The organism is Rhodanobacter lindaniclasticus (genome assembly GCF_004799035.1).
Classification (GTDB): domain Bacteria; phylum Pseudomonadota; class Gammaproteobacteria; order Xanthomonadales; family Rhodanobacteraceae; genus Rhodanobacter; species Rhodanobacter lindaniclasticus.
This window is the reverse complement of the sequence record NZ_MWIO01000058.1, coordinates 1-21,905: the sequence shown is the minus strand read 5'-3', so window position 1 is coordinate 21,905 and position 21,905 is coordinate 1. Positions and strand designations below refer to the sequence as shown.

Annotated in this window: 13 protein-coding genes and 1 pseudogene; 9 read left to right on the top strand and 5 right to left on the bottom strand. The window is 67.3% G+C overall.

Going from position 1 to position 21,905, the window contains the following annotated elements:
* The first annotated feature begins 61 nt into the window (after positions 1-61).
* The 4 genes from B1991_RS15965 (at position 62) to B1991_RS15950 (ending at position 7,815) form a co-directional block, all read left to right on the top strand.
* On the top strand, positions 62-2,608 hold the full coding sequence (locus B1991_RS15965; protein ID WP_136259668.1) for a TonB-dependent receptor: 2,547 nt from the start codon (positions 62-64) through the stop codon (positions 2,606-2,608).
* 101 nt (positions 2,609-2,709) lie between these two features.
* On the top strand, positions 2,710-3,978 hold the full coding sequence (locus B1991_RS15960) for an MFS transporter (RefSeq protein WP_246031210.1): 1,269 nt from the start codon (positions 2,710-2,712) through the stop codon (positions 3,976-3,978).
* Between the two features lie 19 nt (positions 3,979-3,997).
* Positions 3,998-6,250, top strand: a complete 2,253-nt coding sequence (locus tag B1991_RS15955) for a glycosyl hydrolase family 95 catalytic domain-containing protein (RefSeq protein ID WP_136259667.1) — start codon at positions 3,998-4,000, stop codon at positions 6,248-6,250.
* 164 nt (positions 6,251-6,414) lie between these two features.
* Positions 6,415-7,815 carry a sigma-54-dependent transcriptional regulator gene (locus B1991_RS15950; protein WP_136259666.1) on the top strand — a complete coding sequence of 467 codons (1,401 nt, stop codon included), beginning with the start codon at positions 6,415-6,417 and terminating at the stop codon, positions 7,813-7,815.
* Positions 7,816-7,940: 125 nt separating this feature from the next.
* Here the strand turns inward: B1991_RS15950 and B1991_RS15945 are convergent, their stop codons facing one another.
* The 4 genes from B1991_RS15945 to B1991_RS15930 form a co-directional block, all read right to left on the bottom strand.
* The gene (locus tag B1991_RS15945; RefSeq protein ID WP_246031209.1) at positions 7,941-9,503 is read right to left on the bottom strand and encodes a response regulator; all 1,563 of its coding nucleotides are present in this window, start codon (positions 9,501-9,503) and stop codon (positions 7,941-7,943) included.
* A 76-nt stretch (positions 9,504-9,579) separates the two neighbouring features.
* Entirely contained in the window at positions 9,580-10,026 is a 447-nt protein-coding gene (locus B1991_RS15940; protein WP_136259665.1) for a response regulator, read from the bottom strand.
* Entirely contained in the window at positions 10,023-11,819 is a 1,797-nt protein-coding gene (locus B1991_RS15935) for a sensor histidine kinase (protein ID WP_246031208.1), read from the bottom strand. The genes B1991_RS15940 and B1991_RS15935 overlap by 4 nt, the downstream gene beginning before the upstream one ends.
* Before the next feature lie 66 nt (positions 11,820-11,885).
* Positions 11,886-14,183, bottom strand: coding sequence for a GH92 family glycosyl hydrolase (locus B1991_RS15930; protein WP_136259664.1), 2,298 nt, complete (start codon positions 14,181-14,183; stop codon positions 11,886-11,888).
* Between the two features lie 155 nt (positions 14,184-14,338).
* Here B1991_RS15930 and fucP point away from each other — a divergent pair, with 155 nt between their 5' ends.
* From fucP to B1991_RS15910, 4 genes are read left to right on the top strand one after another with little or no spacing between them, the layout of a single operon-like run.
* Positions 14,339-15,655, top strand: coding sequence for an L-fucose:H+ symporter permease (gene fucP / locus B1991_RS15925; RefSeq protein WP_136259663.1), 1,317 nt, complete (start codon positions 14,339-14,341; stop codon positions 15,653-15,655).
* Positions 15,645-16,640 (top strand): carbohydrate kinase family protein, encoded by a 996-nt coding sequence (locus B1991_RS15920; RefSeq protein ID WP_136259662.1) that lies wholly within the window; start codon positions 15,645-15,647, stop codon positions 16,638-16,640. The genes fucP and B1991_RS15920 overlap by 11 nt, the downstream gene beginning before the upstream one ends.
* Entirely contained in the window at positions 16,637-17,872 is a 1,236-nt protein-coding gene (locus tag B1991_RS15915; protein WP_136259661.1) for an AGE family epimerase/isomerase, read from the top strand. The genes B1991_RS15920 and B1991_RS15915 overlap by 4 nt, the downstream gene beginning before the upstream one ends.
* The gene (locus B1991_RS15910; protein WP_136259660.1) at positions 17,869-19,842 is read left to right on the top strand and encodes a M1 family metallopeptidase; all 1,974 of its coding nucleotides are present in this window, start codon (positions 17,869-17,871) and stop codon (positions 19,840-19,842) included. Before B1991_RS15915 ends, B1991_RS15910 begins: the two co-directional genes overlap by 4 nt.
* Before the next feature lie 186 nt (positions 19,843-20,028).
* Here the strand turns inward: B1991_RS15910 and B1991_RS15905 are convergent, their stop codons facing one another.
* Entirely contained in the window at positions 20,029-20,646 is a 618-nt protein-coding gene (locus B1991_RS15905; RefSeq protein ID WP_136259659.1) for a LysE/ArgO family amino acid transporter, read from the bottom strand.
* A gap of 106 nt (positions 20,647-20,752) precedes the next feature.
* On the opposite strand from B1991_RS15905, the pseudogene B1991_RS15900 reads away from it, so the two are divergent.
* Positions 20,753-21,643, top strand: a pseudogene (locus B1991_RS15900) (LysR family transcriptional regulator ArgP).
* Positions 21,644-21,905: the final 262 nt, after the last annotated feature.

Below are 21,905 nucleotides of genomic sequence, written 5' to 3'. Positions count from 1 at the left end.
CGCAGCCGGCACGAGCTGTGCGGCCAAAACAATCCAATCCAACTGGTGGGGAGTGACGGAAATGAAGACCAAGCAGCTGTCCAGATTGAGCCTTCCGGTGGCCATCGCCGCCATCCTGTTCTGCGGCGCCACGATGGCCCAGGACACCACGCCGGCGCAGGGTGCGCAGGCACCGACCACGCAACGTTCGGCCCAGCAGAAAAAAGCCGAGCTCGCCCAGGCCAAGACCCTGGAACAGGTCGTGGTGACGGGCAACACCGCGGCCGGCGGCCTGAGGAAGATCGACACCAGCTACTCGGTCACCACCGCCACCGCCGAACAGATCAGGCAGTCCAACCCCAAGAGCACCGCGGACCTGCTGAAGATCGCACCCGGCCTGTGGCCGGAGTCCACCGGCGGCCAGACCGGCGCCAACATCGAGATCGCCGGCTTTCCCGGCGGCGGCGACGCGCCGTTCAACACGGTGCAGCTGATGGGCTCGCCCCTGTACGGCATGCCGACCCTGTCGTTCTTCGAGCAGACCTCGATCTTCCGCCTCGACGACACCATCGACCGCGTCGAGATCCTGCAGGGCGGCCCCTCGGTGGTGTTCGCGGACGGCCAGATCGGCGCCACCGAGAACTTCATCCTCAAACAGGGCACCGAGGTGCCGTCCGGCAGCATCGGCGTCACCTACGGCTCGGAAAACCTGAAGCGCGTCGACGGCTTCCTCGGCTTCCCGATCGCCGAGAACTGGTACGGCAGCATCGGCGGCTTCTATCGCGACTCCGACGGCGTGCGCGATCCGCAGTTTTCGGCAGACAAGGGCGGCCAGCTCACCGCCACGCTGACCCACGACTCCGACAACGGCTCGATGATGTTCTACGCGCGTGCGTTGAACGACAAGAACCAGTTCATCACGCCGATCCCGCTGATCCAGAACGGCACCGACAACTTCAGTGCCTACCCGGGCTTCGACCCGCTCAAGGATACCTACAACAGCAAGTACATCCAGCACGTGTTCCTGGCCGGCTATCCGGGTGGCGGCACCAACGCCGACCTCGCCAACGGCCGCGGCGCGAAGATGAATTTCTTCGGCGGCAATTTCGACTACGACCTCGGCAACGGCTGGTCGATCAGCGACAAGTTCCTGATCGACGCCGGCGACGTCGACACCAACGCGCTGTTCTCCGGCTCCAACCCGGCCTCGCTGACCGACGAGCTGTACAACACGCCGACCAGCCAGGGCGGCCTGGGCCTGCCGGCAGGCACGGCCACGGCGACCTACGCCGGCCCGGGCGGCGGCGGCACGGTCGACCCGAACCAGAGCGTGATCCACCAGGGTTGGTGGTACATCCACAAGCACCTGAAGAACGTCAACAACGACTTCCGCCTGAGCAAGGAGATCTTCGACGGCAACACGCTCACGGCGGGCCTGTACCTGGCGCACTACACCATGAACGACAAGTGGGCGCTGGGCAACCAGATGCTGATGACCAACACGCCGAACGCGCGACCGATCGCGGTGAGCTACACCGATGGCGGCCAGACCTACAACGTCACCGACAGCCAGGGCTTCCTCGACAACGGCGGTTTCAATATCGCCCAGCACGGCACCGCCACCAACAAGGCGTTCTACCTCTCCGACCGGTGGCGCATCGGCAAGTGGCTGCTCGACGCGTCGGCCCGGCTGGAAAACCAGGATGCCACCAACAATGTGTGCAACCTCGGCAACGTCGACCTCGATAGCAACCCGTTGACGCTGTACAACAACGCCGTGCCGGTCTGCGACGGCTCGTTCGCCCGCACCAACTACGACAAGACCCACACCTCGTGGACGGTCGGCGCGAACTACGAGCTGGCCGACAACATGAGCGTCTACGTGCGCGCCAACAAGGGCGTGCACTTCGGTGATTTCGACAACGCGATCCGCGGCTTCACCACCGGCAACACCGCGCCGCTGCAGAAGATCCAGAACTTCGAGGCGGGCTTCAAGTACCAGTCGGATCTGGTGTACGCCGACATCAGCGTCTACCACAAGCAGTTCAACGGCCTCACCTTCCAGCCCACCGACGGTGCCGGCGTACCGGTTGGCGGCCCGCAGCTCTACGGTTCGGATTCCAAGGGCATCAACATCGCCGGCGCGCTCACGCCGGTCGAGAACCTGAAGCTGTCACTGGTGGCGAACTATCTGGACGGCCACTACACGCACAACAACTCGTGTTTCATCTTCACCAACGTGGTCACCGGCGTCACCGGCTGCGCGCCGATCAATGGCAAGCAGTTGCAGCGGCAACCGAAGTTCCGCTACATGTTCACCCCGAGCTACCGGATTCCGTTCGCGTCGGGCGACATCACGGCCTTCGTGACCTATACCCGCGTCGGTCCGCATACCCAGGACCAGTCCGGCCTGCAGCAACTGGGCAGTTACCACACGCTCGACTTCGGCGTGATCGCGAACATCGAGCAGAACTGGCAGTTGCGCCTGCAGGGCACCAACATCACCAACGAGCTGGGCCTGACCGAGAGCAATTCGCGCATCTTCGGCACCGCCGTTTCCGGCGGCGTGATCCTGGCCCGACCGCTGGAAGGCCGCGAGGTGAACATGACGGTGAAGTACCTGTTCTGAGCCTGGGACGGCTGCGGGGCGCGCGATCCGGATCGAACCCTCCCTTGTGATCCGGATCGCGTCTTTTCGCCAGACCTGCACACCACGACACCGGGGGTGACATGAACCGAATCCGCATGATCGTCGCGCTGGCGCTGATCTACATGATCTTCGCGATCCTGCTCAACAGCGTCGGCACGGTGATCCTGCAGTCGATCGCCACCTTCGGCATCGACAAGCCGGCGGCCAGCGCACTGGAACGCTACAAGGATCTGACCATCGCGTTCACCTCCTTCCTGGTCGCCTCGTTCCTGCCGATGTTCGGCTACCGGCGCTCCATGATGCTGGCGCTGGCGATCGTCGGCGCCGCCTGCGTGATGATGCCGCTCTACCCCGGTTTCCCGACCACGCGGCTGCTGTTCGCCTGCGTGGGTTTCTCCTTTGCGCTGACCAAGGTCGCGGTGTACTCCTCGATCGGCCTGCTCACTGCCGACAAGATCGCGCACTCGCGCCTGACCAACACCATCGAGGGCCTGTTCATGGTCGGCGTGCTGGCCGGCAACTGGGTCTTCAGCGCCTTCATCGACCCGGCCAACCCGGGCGACCCGGCGTGGTTCAACGTGTACTGGCTGCTGGCCGGTGTCTGCGTGCTGGTGATCGCGCTGCTGGCCACCAGCCGGATGGACGAAAGCGCCGCGCACGCGCACGGCCACAACAACTCCTTTCTCGACGCGATCATGGAGATGCTGCGCCTGTTCGTGCGCCCGCTGGTCTACGTGTTCCTCGCCTCGGCCTTCCTCTACGTGCTGATCGAGCAGAGCTTCGGCACCTGGCTGCCCACCTTCAACAACGAGATCCTGAAACTGCCGAACGCCATGAGCATCCAGTTCGCTAGCATCCTCGCCGGGATGACCGCGCTGGGGCGCCTCCTGGCCGGCTACGTGCTGAAGCGGGTGCGCTGGTACGCGCTGCTCAACGTGTGCGTGATCGGCATGGGCGTGCTGGTGGTCGTGGTGCTGCCGCTGGCGCGCGGCGTGATGGCGCGGCCGGACGTGGGCTGGTTCGACGCGCCGCTGGCGGCGTACCTGATCCCGCTGCTCGGCCTGCTGATGGCGCCGATCTACCCGGTGATCAACTCGGTGGCGCTGAGCTCGCTGCCCAAGCCGATGCACGCGGCGATGACCGGGCTGATCGTGGTGTTCTCCGCGCTCGGCGGCACGCTCGGCTCGTACATCACCGCGCGGGTGTTTGCCAGCGTCGGCGGCATCAACGCGTTCTATTTCTCGCTGCTGCCGATGAGCCTGATCCTGCTCACCCTGTTCCTGTTCAAGCGCGAGACCGACCGCGCCGGCATCGACGCACCGCCGGCGATCGGACTTGCCGCCAAGTAGCCCGCCACCAGGAGCGACCATGAAGCCACGCCACGCCACCCTCGCCGGCCTGTTCCTGTTCGCCGCCACGCTCGCCGCACCGGCGCCCGCCGCCACCGACCCGAGTTTCCTGCTCACCGGCACCGCGGCGAACTTCGACAGCTACTTCCCCAGCTACCTGGCCAACGGCTATTTCTCCACCATGACCTCGGTGCGCGGTACCGAGCCCAACCGGGCGTACATGGTCGCGTTCATGGATTACAAGCCCGGCGACATCGCGCGCCCGGCCGCGATCCCGGGCTGGAGCGAGATCGACTACAACCCCGGCGGCGGCTGGCTCAACGCGACCCGGCTCGACCGCAAGATCTTCGCCGACTACGCGCAGACGCTGAACATGCACGACGGCACGCTGAGCACGCGCTACCGCTTCGACTACGCCAGCAAGTCCACCGACGTGCAGGTCACCACCTTCGTCAGCCAGGCGGCCAACCACCTGGCCGCGACGCGGCTGACCGTCACGCCGCAGTTCGACGGCAGCGTGCAGCTCACCTTCCCGATCCGCCTGTGGTCGGAGCACCAGCCGCGTTTCCCGATCGCCAGCCTGAGCGGCGAGGAGATGATCGACGCGGTGATCGCCAGCGGCCAGACCCTGCAGAACAAGCCGGTGCCGACCCCCGACCGCGCCGCGGTGTGGTATCCCGGCTACACCCGCGTGCTGGACGCGGACGGCGACACCAGCACGCTGACCGTGTGGCTCGACGGCCGCGCCGAGCATGGCCTTGGCATGGCCGAGGCTGCGGCGATCGAGCTGCCGGCCGGGCTGGACGTGGAAAGCGTGCAGCTGGAGAAAGGCCCGCACAAGTTGTCGCTGAACCTCACCGCACGGGTGCGCAAGGGCCACCGCTACGCCTTCACCAAGTACGTGGCGATCTCCCGCCAGGACTGGGGCGGCGACGCCCGCGCCGACGTGGCGCTGGCCACTGCCGCGCGCAGCAAGGGCTTCGCCGCGCTGCTCGCGGAACACCAGGCCGCCTGGCACACGCTGTGGCAATCGGACATCGTGATCGACGGCGCCCCGCAAGTGCAGCGCGCCGTGCATTCGGATCTGTACTACCTGCTCTCCAACACCACGGTGGGCACGGCGTGGCCGATGGGCGCCTGCGCGCTGACCCCGGGCTACGCCGGCCACGCCTTCTGGGACAGTGACTCCTGGGTGTTCCCCGCCCTGCTCCTGCTGCACCCCGAGCGGGCCAAGCCGATCGTGATGTTCCGCGCGCGCACCATGCAGCCGGCGCGCGAACGGGCGAAGCAGTACGGCGCCAAGGGCACGATGTACCCGTGGGAGGCCGATCCGGAGACCGGTCTCGACCACACCCCGCACTTCGCCTACGGCGTCTGGCGCGAGATCCACGTCAACGCCGACATCGCGATCGCGCAGTGGCAGTACTACCTGGCCAGCGGCGACCAGGCCTGGCTGAAGCGGTACGGCTGGCCGGTGATCCGCGAGATCGCGCAGTTCTGGACCAGCCGGGTCAGCTGGAACCAGGCGCACGACCGCTACGAGATCCACCACGTCACCTCCACCGACGAGGCCTACGACAACGTACCGAACGACACCTTCACCAACGCCGCCGCCACCAAGGCGCTGCGCATCGCGACGGCGGCGGCGAAGCTCGTCGGCGAGGCGCCCGATCCCCAATGGGCCACGATCGCCGCGAAGATGTACCTCCCGTTCGACACGCAACACCAGCGCCACCTCGACTTCGACCCCTCGGTGCCGCACGACAAGATCACCTGGATGGGCTCCTCGCTGATCTGGCTGATGTACCCGAACCTCGACCTGCCGATGTCGCCGCAGGTGCGCCGCAACGATTTCGACTTCCAGCTGGAGGCGTTGCGCACCCACGGCGACGACCCGAACGAGATGATGATGGTGATGCTCGCCGTGGGCGCGGCCGAACTGGGCGACGGCAAGGCCGCCGGCGACTGGATCGACCGCAACCTGGTCGGCTTCCTGAAGCCGCCGTTCAACGTGCGCACCGAGACCGTCGCCAACAACGCCGGCTATCTGCTGTCCAGCTCGGCCGGCTTCGTGCAGAGCTTCGTCTACGGCCTCAGCGGCCTGCGCATCGAGGATACCGGGCTGGTCCAGGCCTATGCGCCGGTGCTGCCGCCGGGCTGGAAATCGCTGACGCTCAAGCAGGTCTCCTTCCGCGGCCAGCGCCAGGACATCCGCATCGACCGCGGCGCCGACGGCAAGGTGCGGCTGACCCGGAACGCGCATCCTGATTAGCGCCCCCGCAGACGCACGAATCGCACCGGCCCCTCGCCTCGACGCTGCGCTTCTTCGACCGCCGGCCGGGGACCGCCGGCCGGGCCGCTGAGGAGGCTGCCGGTCTTTGCCCCGCGGGGCGGGGGCGGGTATTCTGCCGCGTACCCCCTGCCAACCGACACGCCATGAGCCTCCAGACCGTCCTGGTCATCGACGACGAACGCGACATTCGCGAGCTGCTCACCATCACCCTCGGGCGCATGGATCTGCAGGTCGAAGCCGTCGGTACCGTCGCCGACGCGCGCCGTGCGCTGAGCGAGAACAGCTACGACCTCTGCTTCACCGACATGCGTTTGCCCGACGGCAACGGCCAGGAAGTGATCGAGCTGATCGCCGAGACCTGCCCTGACACGCCGGTGGCGATGATCACCGCCTACGGCAACGTCGACGCGGCGGTCAACGCGCTCAAGGCGGGCGCCTTCGACTTCGTCTCCAAGCCGGTCGACATCCAGATGCTGCGCGGCCTGGTACGCACCGCGCTGCGGCTGGCCGAGGAGAAGCGAGAGGGCGGTGCCGCCGCCAAGGCCGGTGGCTCGGGCGACCGTCTGATCGGCAGCTCCCCGGCCATGGAGCAGGTGCGCGCCACGATCACCAAGCTGGCGCGCAACCAGGCGCCGGTCTACATCGCCGGCGAATCCGGCGTGGGCAAGGAGCTGGTGGCGCGGCTGATCCACGAGCAGGGCCCGCGCGCCAGCGGTCCGTTCGTGCCGGTCAACTGCGGCGCGATCCCGTCCGAGCTGATGGAAAGCGAATTCTTCGGCCACCGCAAGGGCAGTTTCACCGGCGCTGGCGCGGACAAGGAAGGCCTGTTCCAGGCCGCCCAGGGCGGCACGCTGTTCCTCGACGAGGTGGCCGAGCTGCCGCTGCACATGCAGGTCAAACTGCTGCGCGCGATCCAGGAAAAGGCGGTGCGCCCGATCGGCGGCCGCGACGAGATTCCGGTCGACGTGCGCATCCTCTCGGCCACCCACAAGAACCTCGGCCAGCTGGTCGAGCAGGGCCAGTTCCGCCAGGACCTGTTCTATCGCATCAACGTGATCGAACTGCGCGTGCCACCGCTGCGCGAGCGCCGCGGCGACGTGCCGCAGCTGGCCGCGTTCATCCTCAAGACACTGGCCGGCAAGAGCGGCCAGGAAGTGGGCCGGCTGTCGCCGGGCGCGCTCGAGTCACTGGAGAGCTACGATTTCCCCGGCAACGTGCGCGAGCTGGAGAACATCCTCGAACGCGCCATGGCGATGAGCGACGGCACCAGCATCGAGGCCTCCGACCTGATGCTGCCCCAGCGCGGCGCGCGTCCGGCGCCGACCGATGTCGCCGCCACCGCCACCGCCGGCGCTCCGGCTGCACCAGTTGTTGCGGCACCCAGCGCCGATGGCGGGCTGGACGACTACATCAGCAACATCGAGCGCACCGCCATCGTCAAGGCACTGGAAGAATCGCGCTACAACAAGACCGCCGCGGCACGCAAACTCGGCATCACCTTCCGTGCCCTGCGCTACAAGCTGAAGAAGCTCGGCATCGACTGAAAGCCCGGTCCAGCGCTTCCCCGTAGGAGCGCACCCAGTGCGCTCCTACGATCGGTGCGTAGGGCGGGCACTGCCCGCCGTTTTTTTCCACGCATGCTGCCGGGATTCGGCGGACGATGCCCGCCCTACCCGCAGTCGGCAGTATCGTCCAGCGCCTTGCGCACGGCACGCAGCAGGGCGGCGGTTTCAACCGGCTTGTCCACCAGCACCAGGTTGTCCAGCGGCGGCAGCTCCTGCAGGTCCGGTGGCGTGTCCGGGCGCGCCAGCAGCACCACGCCGCCCCGGTAACCCTGGTCGACCAGGGCCGCCAGCGTACGCACGCCGGTGAACAGGTTCATGTCCGCGTCCAGCAACACCAGATCGGGCAGGCCGCCGGCCTCGATCCACTGCAACGCGGCGGTGCCACTCTGGCTGGCGTGCGCCTGGTAGCCGTAGGCATCGAGCATGTCGGACAACAGCGACAGCTGGCCGGCCTCCTCCACCACCACCAGCACGCGTTCGGCGGCGCCTTCGAGGCTCTGCATGTCGTCCGGCGCAGCGGCGTCGGCCTCCAGCTCGTCCAGCGGGATGTAGAGGTCGAAGCGGGTGCCGTCGCCGGGTTTGCTGTCCACCCGCATCACGCCGCCGTGGCTGGCCACGATGCGCTTGCACGAGACCAGGCCCAGGCCGGTGCCGGCCTCCTTGGTGGTGAAGAACGGTTCGAACAGGTGCTCCAGCACGGCCTGGTCCATGCCCGGCCCGGAGTCGATCACGCTGATGCGCAGGTAGTGGCCGGCGCACGGCTCCTCCTCGGCCAGGAAGAAGTCCTCGGCCAGCCGCTGCTGGCTGGTCTCGATGCGCAGGTTGCCGCCATCGGGCATCGCCTGGATCGCATTGAGGCAGAGGTTGAGCAGGCACTGCTGCAGTTCGGTGTGGTTGCCCTCGAAAGCCAGCTCGGGGTCGTCGATGGCCAGATCCATCACCACCGAACGCGGCACGCTGCCCTGCATCAGCAGGCCGAACGCGCTCATCAGGGTGCCCACGCGCACGCGCTCGGCGCGGCGGGCACCGCGCGCGAAGGACAGCATCGAATGCACCATTTCCAGCCCGCGCTTGCCGCAATCGCGCACCAGGTTGCCCAGCCGCATCAGGCGCGGGTCGCCCTGATAGTCGCGCAGGCTGTCGCCGGCCAGCAGCAGCGGCTGCAGCAGGTTGCGCAGGTCGTGGCTGAGGCCGCCGGCGAGCATCGCCAGGCTCTCGAAACGCTGCGCGCGGATCAGGTCGGCCTCGGCGCGGCGGTTGGCCTTGCGCGCGTCCGCCTCGACCAGCGCGCGACGCACTGCGCTGGCCAGGCGCACGGGATTCTGCTTCAGGATGTAGTCGGTGGCGCCGTTGCGCAGCGCCTTGATCGCGGCCTCCTCACCCAGGGTCGCGGAGACGAAGATGAAAGGCAGGTCTTCGTCGTTCGCGCGCAGCAATTCGAGCGCGCGCTGCCCGGAGAAGCCGGGCACGCTGAGGTCGGACAGCACGATATGCGGATGGAACTCGTTCAGTGCGGCGAGGTAGCCGGCCTCGTCGTCGACCAGCCGCGCTTCGTGCGGGATACCGTCGGCGTCCAGTTCGGCCAGCACCAGCTCGGCATCGAGCTCGCTGTCCTCCACTTGCAACACCCGTATCGTCGGCATCGACTTGACCTGACGGTTGGGCATGGTGTTCTCCATCACTGGCCGTGCGGCCGCCGTTGTCGACGCCGCGGGCGACCGCCCGGGCGCATCCACTCATCCATCAACCCGCGTCGGGCGCCTCGTTCAGCACCGCCCAGAACCGCCCCAGCGTGCGCACGGCCTCGAAGAACTGGTCCACGTCCACCGGCTTGATCACGTAGGCGTTGGCGCCGAGGTCCCAGCTGCGGGCCAGGTCGCTCTCCTCGTGCGAGGAGGACAGGATCACCACCGGGACCCGCCGCAGTTGCTCATCGTGGCGCATGCGGGTGAGCACTTCCAGGCCATCCATGCGCGGCATCTTGATGTCCAGCAGCACCACCGCCGGATCGCCCGGTTCGCGCCCGGCCCAGGCGCCGGTGCAACGCAGGTAGTCCAGGCATTCCACGCCGTCCTCGACGTGCACCACCGGATTGGCCAGGTGGGCCTCCGCCAGCGCGTCCATCGCCATCTCGGCGTCCGCCAGGCTGTCCTCGACCAGCAGCACGGTGCGCAGTTCTTTCTTGTTCATGCCGCCGACTCTCCGTCTTGCGCCCCGGCCACGTCGGTGGCCGGCAGCGAGAAGTGGAACGTGGCGCCCTGGTCCGGCGCGGCCTGGGCCCAGACCTTGCCGCCATGGCGCGTGATGATGCGCCGCACGTTGGCCAGGCCGATGCCGTTGCCCGGGAAATCCGAGGCGCGATGCAGGCGCTGGAACACGCCGAACAGCTTGTCTGCATACTGCATGTCGAAGCCGGCGCCGTTGTCCGCCACGGCAAACTCGTAATCACCCCGGTTGCTGCGCCCGGCGCTGACCTCGATGCGCGCCACCTCGCAACGCCCGGTGTACTTCACGGCGTTGCCGAGCAGGTTCTGCCACACCGTGCGCAACATGTTGGCGTCGCCGATGACCATCGGCAAGGGCCCGATCGTCCACACGATGCGCCGGCCCTCCGCCGACGATTCGGCCAGCGCCCGCGCCTCCTCCACCAGCGACTGCATGTCCACCGCCTGCAACCGCAACGGGCCGCGGCCCAGGCGCGAGAACACCAGCAGGTCGTCGATCAGCAGCGCCATGCGCTGGGCAGCGCTTTCGATCACGCCGATGTAGTGGCTGGCCTTGTCGTCGAGCTGCCCGGCCAGATGGTGCTCCAGCTTGCGCACGAAGCCCGCCACGTGGCGCAGCGGTGCACGCAGGTCGTGCGAGACGGAGTAGCTGAACGCCTCCAGCTCGCGGTTGATGTCGGAGATCTGGTCGATCTTGCCCTCGAGCTGGCGATTGAGCTCGATCACCTTCTCCTCGGTCAGCGCACGCACGGTGACGTCGCTCACCGTGAGCAACAGCGCCGGCTCGTCGGTGAGATCCTGCTGCAGCCGTCGCGCGTTGACCACGATATGGCGCTGCTCGCCGTCGGCGGTGCGCTGCACCATGTCGTAGTCCCACAGCTCGCGATCGCTCAGCAGCACGTCGCGGAAGCGCTGCAGCAGGGCACTGTCGTTCCACACGCCGCCGCCGATCTCGACGAGCGTGCGCGACGGTTGCTGCGGGTCCTCGCCGTAGAGGTCGCCGAAGGCATTGTTCAGCAGCAGGCTGTTGAGGTTCGCGTCGAACAGCGCGATCGGCTCGCGCACGGATTGCAGGATCAGCCGCGAGCGCAGCACCGCGCGGCCCTCGCGCGTCTCGGCCCGGCGCCGCTGGCGAATCTGCCGTTCCGAGGCGATCACGATGATCGCCAGCAGCACCAGCTGCGCCAGCGCGGTGATGCCCTGCACCAGCTGGCCGTTGAACTCCCGATGCTCGGCGGCCTGCTGGCGCGCTTCCAGCAACTGGTTCTCGTTGGCGACGATGTCGTCGATCTTGGCGGCGAACGGAAACAGCTCGGCGGCCTCGCCCATGGCTTGCCCGGCGCGGCCCACGTCACCGCGCCGCTGCAGTTCGCGCGCACGAGTCATCAGGGTGAGGCGGCCGGTGACGCTGTTTTCCAGCGCGCCGATCAAGGCCTGCTGGGCCGGGTTGTCGCTGGTCATCGCGCGCAGTCGCTGCAGCAGTTGCGGCACCTGCGCCGCGGCGCTCTCGGCCTCGGCGCGCGTTTCGGCGCCGACGTCGCCGACCAGCATGCGGTAGGTCGCCGCCTCGCTGCTGCGGATCAGGTAGGCGACGCGATAGGCGACCGAACGCACCTCGGTGGAGTGGGTGACCCAGCTGTTCGCCAGCAGGGTGTCGCGCGTATTCAGCCGCGTCACCAGGTACGGCAGGCCGACGATGATCAGCATGGCCGACAGCAGTCCGGCGACCCGCCAACTCATGAAGATGCGGAAATTCATTCGATCCAGCCCTCCGCGACCGCCGGCATCAACGACCGCTCCATTCTGGCACGACCCGGCGAATCATCATCCCTGCGGCGGGGCGCCCACGCCCCGGTGGCGGTCGGGCGTGGCCTGCATGCGGAAGTGCAGCTCGCCACCGGCGAGGATCTGCGCGTGATGCAGGAAAGGTGCGGCCAGCGGCTTGCCGTTGAGCGTGACCTCACCGACGTAAGGGTGCGCGTCATCCAGCGGCGCCGCGCTGACGGTGAAGCCCTTGCCGTCGGTCAGGTGCAGCGTGGCGCGCCCGACGAATGGCCGTCCGATCGCGTAGACGTCGCTGGCCGGCGTCACCGGGTAGAAGCCCAGCGCGGTGAACACGTACCAGGCCGACATCTGGCCCAGGTCGTCGTTGCCGGAGAGCCCGTCCGGGCGCGCGGCGTACTGGCTGTCCATGATCTGCTTCAGGCGCTCCTGCGTCTTCCACGGCGCGCCGGCGTAGTCGTAGAGATAGGCGATGTGGTGGCTGGGCTCGTTGCCGTGGGCGTACCAGCCGATCAGGCCGGTGATGTCCTCCACGTGCTTGAAGTGCGCCGGGTCGACCCTGGCGTCGAACAGCGCGTCCAGTTTCGCCACGAACTTCGCGGCGCCGCCCATCGCCTCGATCAGGCCCGGCACGTCCTGCGGCACATACCACGAATACTGCCAGGCGTTGCCTTCGGTGAAGTCGCTGCCGTAGCCGGCGGCCGTGGGATCGAACGGTTCGCGGAACTTGCCGTCGGCGAGCCGCGCGCGCATGAAGCCGGTCTGAGGGTTCCACGCGTTCTTCCAGTTGCCGGCGCGCTTGCCGAAGGTGGCGGCAAGGTCGGTCTTGCCCATCGCCTTCGCCATCTGCGCCAGCGACCAGTCGTCGTAGGCGTATTCGAGCGTCTTGGAAGCGCCCTCGGGCTCCTTGTCGATCGGCACGTAGCCGAGCTTCATGTAGTCGGCGAGATCTCCGTAGGGCGCGTAGGTGGCGCTGGCGACCATGGCCTGCAACGCCTTGTCGGCATCGAAGCCGCGCACGCCCTTGATGTAGGCATCGGCGATCACCGGCACGGCGTGGTAGCCGATCATGCACCAGGTCTCCAGGCCCTGGTAGGCCCACACCGGCAGGATGCCGAACGGGCTGGCCTCGCGCGCGGCGATCAGCGAGCGGATGAAGTCGGTGCTGCGTTCGGGATTGAGCAGCACCATCAGCGGCTGCTGCGCGCGGTAGACGTCCCACAGCGACCAGGTCGAGTAGAACTCGTAGCCGTCCGCCTTGTGCACGGCGTGGTCGGGACCGCGATATTCGCCGTTGACGTCCATGCTCAGCGTGGGCGAAAGCATGGCGTGGTACAGCGCGGTGTAGAACTGCCTGCGCACGGTCGCCGGCGCGTCGACGTCGACCACCGCCAGCGCCCGGTCCCACGCGGCCTTCGCCTGCGCGCGGCGGGCGTCGAAATCCCAGCCCTTGCCGTCGGCATCGAGGTTGGCCACCGCGTTGGCGGCGCTGACCGGCGAGATCGCCACCTTCACCTCCAGCGGCTGCTTCAGCGCACCGAAGTCGAACACGCCGACCAGCGCGCGGCCGTTCTGCGCGTCGTGATCGAGCGGCTGGTTGCCGGGGCCCTTGAAGCCCTTGTAGAGGATGTCGTTCTCGCGGTCATACAGCGTGCGCGAGGTCATCGGCTGGTTGAAGCGCAGGGCGAAGCACAGCTCACGTCCCGGCGCCCAGCCGCGGGTGGTGCGGCAGCCGCTGACGGTGCCGTCGTCGGCCACCTGCAGCTTCGACCACAGCACCTTGCCGGGGTAGTCGTAGATGCTCGGGCGCAGGTCGAGCAGCAGGTGTGCCGGCTTGTCCTTCGGGAAGGTGTAGCGGTGCCAGCCCACGCGGCGCCCGGCGGTGAGTTCGGCGCGGATGCCGTAGTCGCTCAGCGTCACCGCGTAATAGCCGGCCTGCACCACCTCACTGGCGTGCGAGAAGCGCGAGCGGTAGCCGCTGCCCGGTTGGGCGGGATCGCCCGGTTCGAGTTTCACCTCGCCGGCGATCGGCATCACCAGCACGTCGCCCAGGTCCGAATGGCCGGAGCCGGAGAAGTGCGTGTGCGAGAAACCCATGATGCTGCTGTCGTCGTACCGGTAGCCGGCGGCCCACTTGTAGGCGTGCTTGAAGTCCGGCATCGCGGTATCGGGCGAGAGCTGGATCATGCCGAACGGCACGGTCGCGCCGGGGAAGGTGTGGCCGTCGCCGCCGGTGCCGATGCGCGGATCGACATCGCCCGCGTGGCCGCCCGCGGCCATCAGCGGGGAACAGGCGGCACAGGCCAGCAGGGCGAGCATCAGCGTGGTGCGACGGGTCATGGCAATCTCGGGGGAGGCGGGCAAGCGGGCAAAGTAACATCCCGCGAAGACATGTTGCAGCGCGTGACCGGTGCGAGCGTGGAAACGGTTACATTGGCGCGGTTGCCCGCCCGTCAGGCGACACGCACCCGACTGTCTCCTGCACCGGAATCGCCATGGCCCATGCCGCTACGCCCCTTCCCGTCCGCTCCGCGCCGGATCACGGCGCCCCCCGGGAGCCCTACACCAGCAGCTGGCTGGCGCTGGGCGTGCTCACCACGATCTTCTTCATGTGGGGCTTCCTGACCTGCCTCAACGACATCCTGATCCCGCACCTGAAGTCGATCTTCCAGCTCAACTACGCCCAGGCGATCCTGGTGCAGTTCACCTTTTTCGGCGCGTATTTCCTGATGGGCATGCCGGCCGGGCGCATGGTCGCGGCACTCGGCTACAAGAAGGGCATCGTGGCCGGGCTGGCGATCGCCGGCATCGGCGCGCTGGGCTTCTGGCCGGCCGCGGCGCTGCATCTTTACTCCGCCTTTCTCGGCGCGCTGTTCGTGCTGGCCACCGGCATCACCGTGCTGCAGGTGGCCGCCAATCCGTACGTGGCCCTGCTCGGCCCGGAGAAGACCAGCTCCAGCCGCCTGACCCTGGCGCAGGCGCTGAACTCGCTGGGCACCACGCTGGCGCCGCTGTTCGGCGGCCTGCTGATCCTCTCCAACGTGGTCAAGAGCCCGGACGAACTCGCCGCGCTGGAACCGGCGCAACGCCTGCTCTACGACACCCAGCAGGCGCAGGCGGTGCAGTTCCCGTACATCGGGCTGGCGGTGGTGCTGTTCCTGCTGGCGCTGTTCGTGTGGATGTTCCGGCTGCCGGCCCTGACCGAGTCCACCGACAAGGACGACCACGCCCGCCACGGCTTCGCCGACGTGCTGCGCCATCCGCACGTGCTGTTCGGCGTGCTGGGCATCTTCTTCTACGTCGGCGCCGAGGTGTCGATCGGCAGCTTCATGGTCAACTACCTGTCGATGCCCGACATCGGCCACATGAGCGAGCAGGAGGCGGCGAAGTACGTCTCGTGGTACTGGGGCGGCGCCATGCTCGGCCGCTTCGTCGGCTCGGCCTTGATGGCCCGGATCTCGCCGCGCAAGTTGCTGGCCGCGTTCGCCGCGATCAACGCGCTGCTGGTGCTGACCACCATGCTGAGCACCGGCACCACGGCGATGTACAGCATCATCGCGATCGGCCTGTTCAACTCGATCATGTTCCCGACCATCTTCGCGCTCGGCATCGAGCGGCTGGGGCCGATGACCAGCAAGGCGTCGAGCCTGCTGATCATGGCCATCGTCGGCGGCGCGGTCATTCCGCAACTGCAGGGCGTGCTGGCCGATCACATCGGCCTGCAGCACGCGTTCGTGCTGCCGCTGCTGTGCTACCTGTACATCGTGTTCTACGGCGTCAGCGGCTCGAAGATCCGCAGCAGTGTCGACTGAGCTCGCTCCACCCCGCCCGATCCTCTGCTTCGGCGAGGCGCTGATCGACCTGCATGCCAGCGGCCTCGACGCGCACGGTTTCGCCGCGAGCTTCGTTCCGTTCGCCGGTGGCGCGCCGGCGAACGTGGCGGTGGCGGTGGCGCGCCTGGGCGGCAACGCGCGCTTTGCCGGCATGCTGTCCACCGACCGCTTCGGCGATTTCCTGCTGGCCGACCTGCAACGCGCCGGCGTGGGCACCGCGGACGTGCTGCGCACGGCCGACGCGCCCACCGCACTCGCGCTGGTCACGCTGGATGCGGCGGGCGAGCGCAGCTTCATCTTCCACCGCGAGCGCACCGCCGACCTGCAATTCCGTGCCGTCGATTTCCGCGCCGGCGCGTTCGACGACGTGGCCGTGTTCCACGTGTGCTCCAACTGCCTGACCGAGCCGGCCATTGCCGACGCCACCCGTGAAGGCATGCAGCGCGCGCACGGCGCCGGCGCGCTGGTCAGCATGGATCTCAACCTGCGCCCGGCACTGTGGCCGGCCGGCGTCGATCCGCTGCCGCGGGTGTGGCCCGCGCTGCACCTGGCCGACGTGGTGAAACTCTCGGCCGAGGAATTCGCCTGGCTCGCGCAGGATGGCGAGGAGGCAGCGCTGGACCGCCTGTGGCGCGGCCGCGCCCGGCTGCTGGTGGTCACCGACGGCGCGCGGCCCATGCGCTGGTTCCATCCCGATGCCGAAGGGGAATTGCCAGGCTACGCGGTGACGGTGGTCGACAGCACCGCCGCGGGCGACGCCTTCGTCGGCGGCCTGCTGTGCCGCCTGGCCGAACTCGATGCCACGTCCGACCGGCTCGACCACCTGGTGAGCCAGTTGCCGCGCCTGCACGCGATGCTGCGCTTCGCCGCCGCCTGCGGCGCGCTCACGGTCACCCGCCAGGGCTCGTTCGCCGCCATGCCCAGTGACGCCGAGGTGCTCGACTTCATGGAGAAGCAGGCATGACTGCCGCCCCCGATTTCCGCTCGCCCGACTTCCTGCGCAGCCACATCGCGCAGACGATGGCGTTCTACCACCCTCGCGCGATCGATCCGGCCGGCGGCTTCTTCCACTATTTCAAGGACGACGGCACGATCTACGACCGCAGCCATCGCCACCTGGTCAGCAGCACGCGCTTCGTCTTCAACTACGCGATGGCATGGCTGGCCTTCGGCAATCCCGAATACCTGGAGGCCACGCGGCACGGCCTGCGCTACCTGCGCGAGGTCCATCGCAACCGCGCCAACGGCGGCTACCACTGGACCATCCGCGACAGCCGGCCGGAAGACAGTTCCAACCAGGCCTACGGCGTCGCCTTCGTGCTGCTGGCCTACGCCACCGCGCTGAAGGCCGGCATCGACGACGCCCGCGGCTGGATGGACGAAACCTGGGACCTGCTCGAACAGCGCTACTGGGAGGCCGACGCGCGGCTGTACCGCGACGAGGCCGATGCCGACTGGCATTTCAGCGACTACCGCGGCCAGAACGCCAACATGCACATGTGCGAGGCAATGCTCGCCGCGTACCAAGCCACCCACGAACCGCGCTACCTCGACCGCGCGTTCACCCTCGCCGACCGCATGACCCGCGACCAGGCCGCCAAGGCCGGCGGCCTGGTCTGGGAGCACTACGACCGCCACTGGAATATCGACCCGGATTTCAACCGGGACGATCCGAAGAACCTGTTCAAGCCCTGGGGCTTCCAGCCCGGCCACCAGACCGAATGGGCCAAGCTGCTGCTGATCATGGAGCCGCTGCTGGCCGCACGCGGCACGCCGCAGGACTGGCTGCTGCCGCGCGCGAAGGAACTGTTCGACCGCGCCCTGGCCCATGCGTGGGACGATGAACACGGCGGCATCTGCTACGGCTTCGCACCGGATGGCAGCATCTGCGACGGCGAAAAATATTTCTGGGTGCAGGCCGAATCGCTGGCCGCCGCCGCCCTGCTGCACGCGCGCACCGGCGAGGCGGTCCATGACGACTGGTACAGGCGCCTGTGGAGCTACGCGTGGGAGCATTTCGTGGATCACCGGCACGGCGCCTGGTACCGCATCCTCTCCCCGGACAACCGCAAGATCAGCGACGAAAAGAGCCCGGCCGGCAAGACCGACTATCACACCATGGGCGCATGTCACGAACTGCTGGCGCTGCGTCGTCGCAGCGGACCGACCCCATCCCCCTCCCAAGGCCGCGCATGAACAAGTTCACCTGCACCCTCGCCGCCACGCTCGCCGCCCTGCTGGCGCTGCCGGCCCTCGCCGCCGACCACGCGCACGCCACGTACGACCCGCTGCAGACCTTCGCGCCCTATACCTACCCGCAGCCGGCCAACGCCATGCGCGATGCCAGCGGCAGGCCCGGCCCGGCGTTCTGGCAGAACCGCGCCGATTACCGCATCGAGGCGACGCTGGAGCCGTCGACGCGCAAGCTCAGCGGCAGCGAAGTGATCACCTACACCAACCACAGCCCCGACACGCTGGACGTGCTGTGGCTGCAGGTCGAACAGAACCGCTATCGCAAGGACGCCCGCGGCGCGTTCGGCGGCGGCAAGTTCCCCACCGAGTTCACCAGCGGCGAGCACATCCGCTCGGTCGAGGTGGAGGACGCCGGCGGCCACCGGCGGAAGGCGCACTGGGTCGTCAGCGACACCCGCATGCAGGTCACCCTGCCCACCGCGCTCAAGGGCCACGGCGGCCGGCTCAAGCTGCACGTCAGCTGGGATTACACCGTGCCCGGCGAGTTCGGCGGGCGCACCGACGTCAACGCGAACCGGCAGGGCGACATCTTCGAGATGGCGCAGTGGTATCCGCGCATGGCCGTCTATGACGACCTGCGCGGCTGGGACACCCAGCCCTACCTCAACAGCGAGTTCTACCTCGAATACGGCGACTTCGACTATCGCGTCACCGTGCCCTCGGACATGCTCGTGGTCGGCTCCGGCGAACTGCTCAACCCGCAGGACGTGCTGACCGCCACCGAGCGCAAGCGCCTCGACCAGGCCCGCCACAGCGACGCCACCGTGACGATCCGCAGCGCTGCCGAAGTCGGCGACCCGGCCAGCCGCCCGAAACAGGGCGGCACGCTGACCTGGCACTTCGCCATGAAGAACAGCCGCGACGTGGCCTTCGGCGCCTCCACGGCGTACATCTGGGATGCCGCGCGCATCAACCTGCCCGACGGCAAGACCGCGCTGGCGATGTCGGCCTACCCGGTGGAAAGCGCCGGCGACAAGGCCTGGGGCGTGGCCACGCAGGATCTGAAGCAGTCGGTCGAGTTCTTCTCGCGCACCTACTCACCGTACCCGTATCCGGTCGCCATCAACGAAGCCGGCACCGCCGGCGGTATGGAATACCCGGGCATCACCTTCGACCACAAGAAGGCCGCCGGCGCCGTCCTGCGCATGCTGATCGCGCACGAAATCGGCCACACCTGGTTCCCGATGGTGGTGGGCAGCAACGAGCGGCGCGATGCGTGGATGGACGAAGGCTTCAACACCTTCGTCGACGTGTACGAGGCCGAGGCCTTCGACGGCGGCAAGTACGCGCCCAAGCGCGACAGCGAATACGCCCCCGGCAAGGGCGCCCCGGCCGAGCAGATCGCCGCCATCCTGAAGGATGCCGCCGCGCCGCCGCCGATGACCCTGGCCGACGCGATCCCGGAGAAATACCGTCACCCGATCACCTACTTCAAGGCCGCCTTCGGCCTGGTGCTGCTGCGCGAGGAGATCATCGGCCCGGAACGCTTCGACCCCGCCTTCCGTCGCTACATCGCCACCTGGTCCTACAAACACCCCAGCCCGTCCGACTTCTTCCGCTTCATGGAAAGCGACACCGGCGGAGACCTGGGCTGGTTCTGGCGCGGCTGGTACGAGCACAACTGGCAGTTCGACATGGCCGTGCAGAAAGCCGCCTACACCAACGGCGACTACCACAAGGGCGTCGACATCACGGTGGCCAACCTCGACCAGTTGGTGCTGCCCGCCACGCTGCAACTCGTCTACGACGACGGCAGCAAGCAGGACGTGCGCGTACCGTGGGAAACCTGGATGCAGCACCGCAGCTACGCGATCCACGTCGACGGCACGCGCAAGCTGAAATCCGCCACGCTCGACCCGGCGTTGGCGCTGCCCGACAGCGATCGCGGCAACAACAGCTTCGCGATGCCGTGAGCGGAACCATGGTGTCGGGGACAGCTTTCCTGTGGCGGGTGGCCACGAATTGTTCCTGACACCTTTTCTTTGAATTGTCCCTGACACCTTTTTTCTCGTGGATGATCCGCCGGAGCTCTTCGGGCCTGGATTCTGCTAAGAGAGAGGGAAGGTACATGTGGACTCCCGGGCAGACCGTGCGGTCGTTCAGTTGAGCGGATGCGCAAGAAGCAGCAACGCCAGCGAAATCATGAATACAGCGACGAGGGCGTCGAGCGCTCGCCAAGCCATCGGATTGCGAAAGACCGGCAGCAGAAGGCGCGAGCCATAGCCGAGCGTGGAAAACCAGGTCACGCTGGCAATGCATGCACCGACCGCAAACGCCCACTGAGTGCCGCCGGGATACCGGGTGGACAGGCTGCCCAGCAGGATCATGGTATCCAGGTACACATGCGGGTTGAGGAAGGTGAAGGCCAGACAGGCAAGCAGCACCAGCCACCCGCTCTTCTCCCCCTCCACGCCAGGCGCCAAGCCTCCCGAACCTCGCCAGGCGCGCTTGGCCGCCATCACGCCATAAACCGTCAAGAACAGGGCACCGCCGAAACGCAGCGCGCCCAGAAGCGCAGGCCATTCCCGCACGAGCGCACCAACCCCGGCGACGCCGCAGCTGATCAGGGCGATGTCGCCCAGTGCGCAGGTGGCCACCACGAGCCCGACGTTCCTTTGCAACAGCCCCTGCCTGAGCACGAAGGCGTTCTGCGAGCCGATAGCGACGATCAGGCCCGCGCTGGCGATGAAGCCGGCGAGCGCCGGTGCGAAATACATAGATGAGTCCTCAGGCGAGAATGGCGTTAGATTGGGGTCGCGGCCGCCGGAAGCCCAGCTAATAATTCTATAGAATCGTTAGAAAAACTGATTCAAAGGGCTACCGATGGATCTACTGCATCCCCAACTCGCCGCCTTCGCTGCGGTGCTTGAAGAAGGCAGCTTCGACGCGGCTGCCAGGCGCTTGTCCGTCACGCCATCTGCGGTCTCCCAGCGCATCAAGGCGCTAGAAGACCGTCTCGGTCAGGCGTTGGTCGTACGTCAGACCCCTTGCCGGGCGACGCCGGCGGGAGAGCGGCTCTTGCGTCGTCTGCGTCCGATGCAGGCCCTCGAGGCCGAAGCCTTGGCCGACTTTCTGCCGACCAGCGAGGCCGCGCCTCGCGCGGTAGCGATCGCCGTCAATGATGACTCGCTGCAGACCTGGTTCCTCGGTGGGCTGGCCACGCTTCATCGCCGCTACGGCTACCTGTTCGATGTCCGGGTAGACGACCAGGACCACACCCAAGAGATGTTGCGCGACGGATCGGTATTGGGCGCCGTCACCGGTCAGGCGCGGCCCGTTCAGGGGTGCAACGTGTATACCCTTGGGGCGATGCGGTACTACCCGATAGCCTCTCCAGCCTTTGCTGATCGGCATTTCGCTCAGGGCCTTCATGCGGAAGCCTTGAATAGAGCGCCTTTGATCGTGTTCAACCGAAAGGATGAGCTGCAGTGGCGCTTCATTCGTCAGATCACGCGAGCCCGTGTTTCGCCGCCCGTCCATTATCTTCCGACGTCGACCGGTTTCGTCGACGCCGCCGCACTCGAACTGGGGTGGTGCCTGGCGCCAGAAACCTTGATAGCTCCCGCGGTGAAAGCGAAACGTGTCGTGGTTCTAGATGGCAAGCGCTGACTCGACGTACCCCTCTACTGGCAGTTTGCAGCTGTGCACTCGGAAACGCTGGAGAACGTGGGACACGCGCTGCGTGAGGCGGCAGGCGTCGCCCTAAGAACCTAGCGCGATGTCCGCTTGGGGTCGATTCCGGCCCATAGCCTGTCGCCGGTCATGCTCTGGGTGCACCTAGCCAGTGGATCGGTGCCGGCGCGCCAATAAGGGGACGGGGGTAATTAATAAGGGCGGTTTCAAGGTCCACGTGCAACATGATCAGTGAATCGTTCCTGCTTCTGCCTCAGCCAGTCTGAGGTGGTCGTTGTAAACCTCCAGCGGGGTGCGGAATTGATGGTGTCTGGCTTTTATAGACATATGAATCTGCGGACAA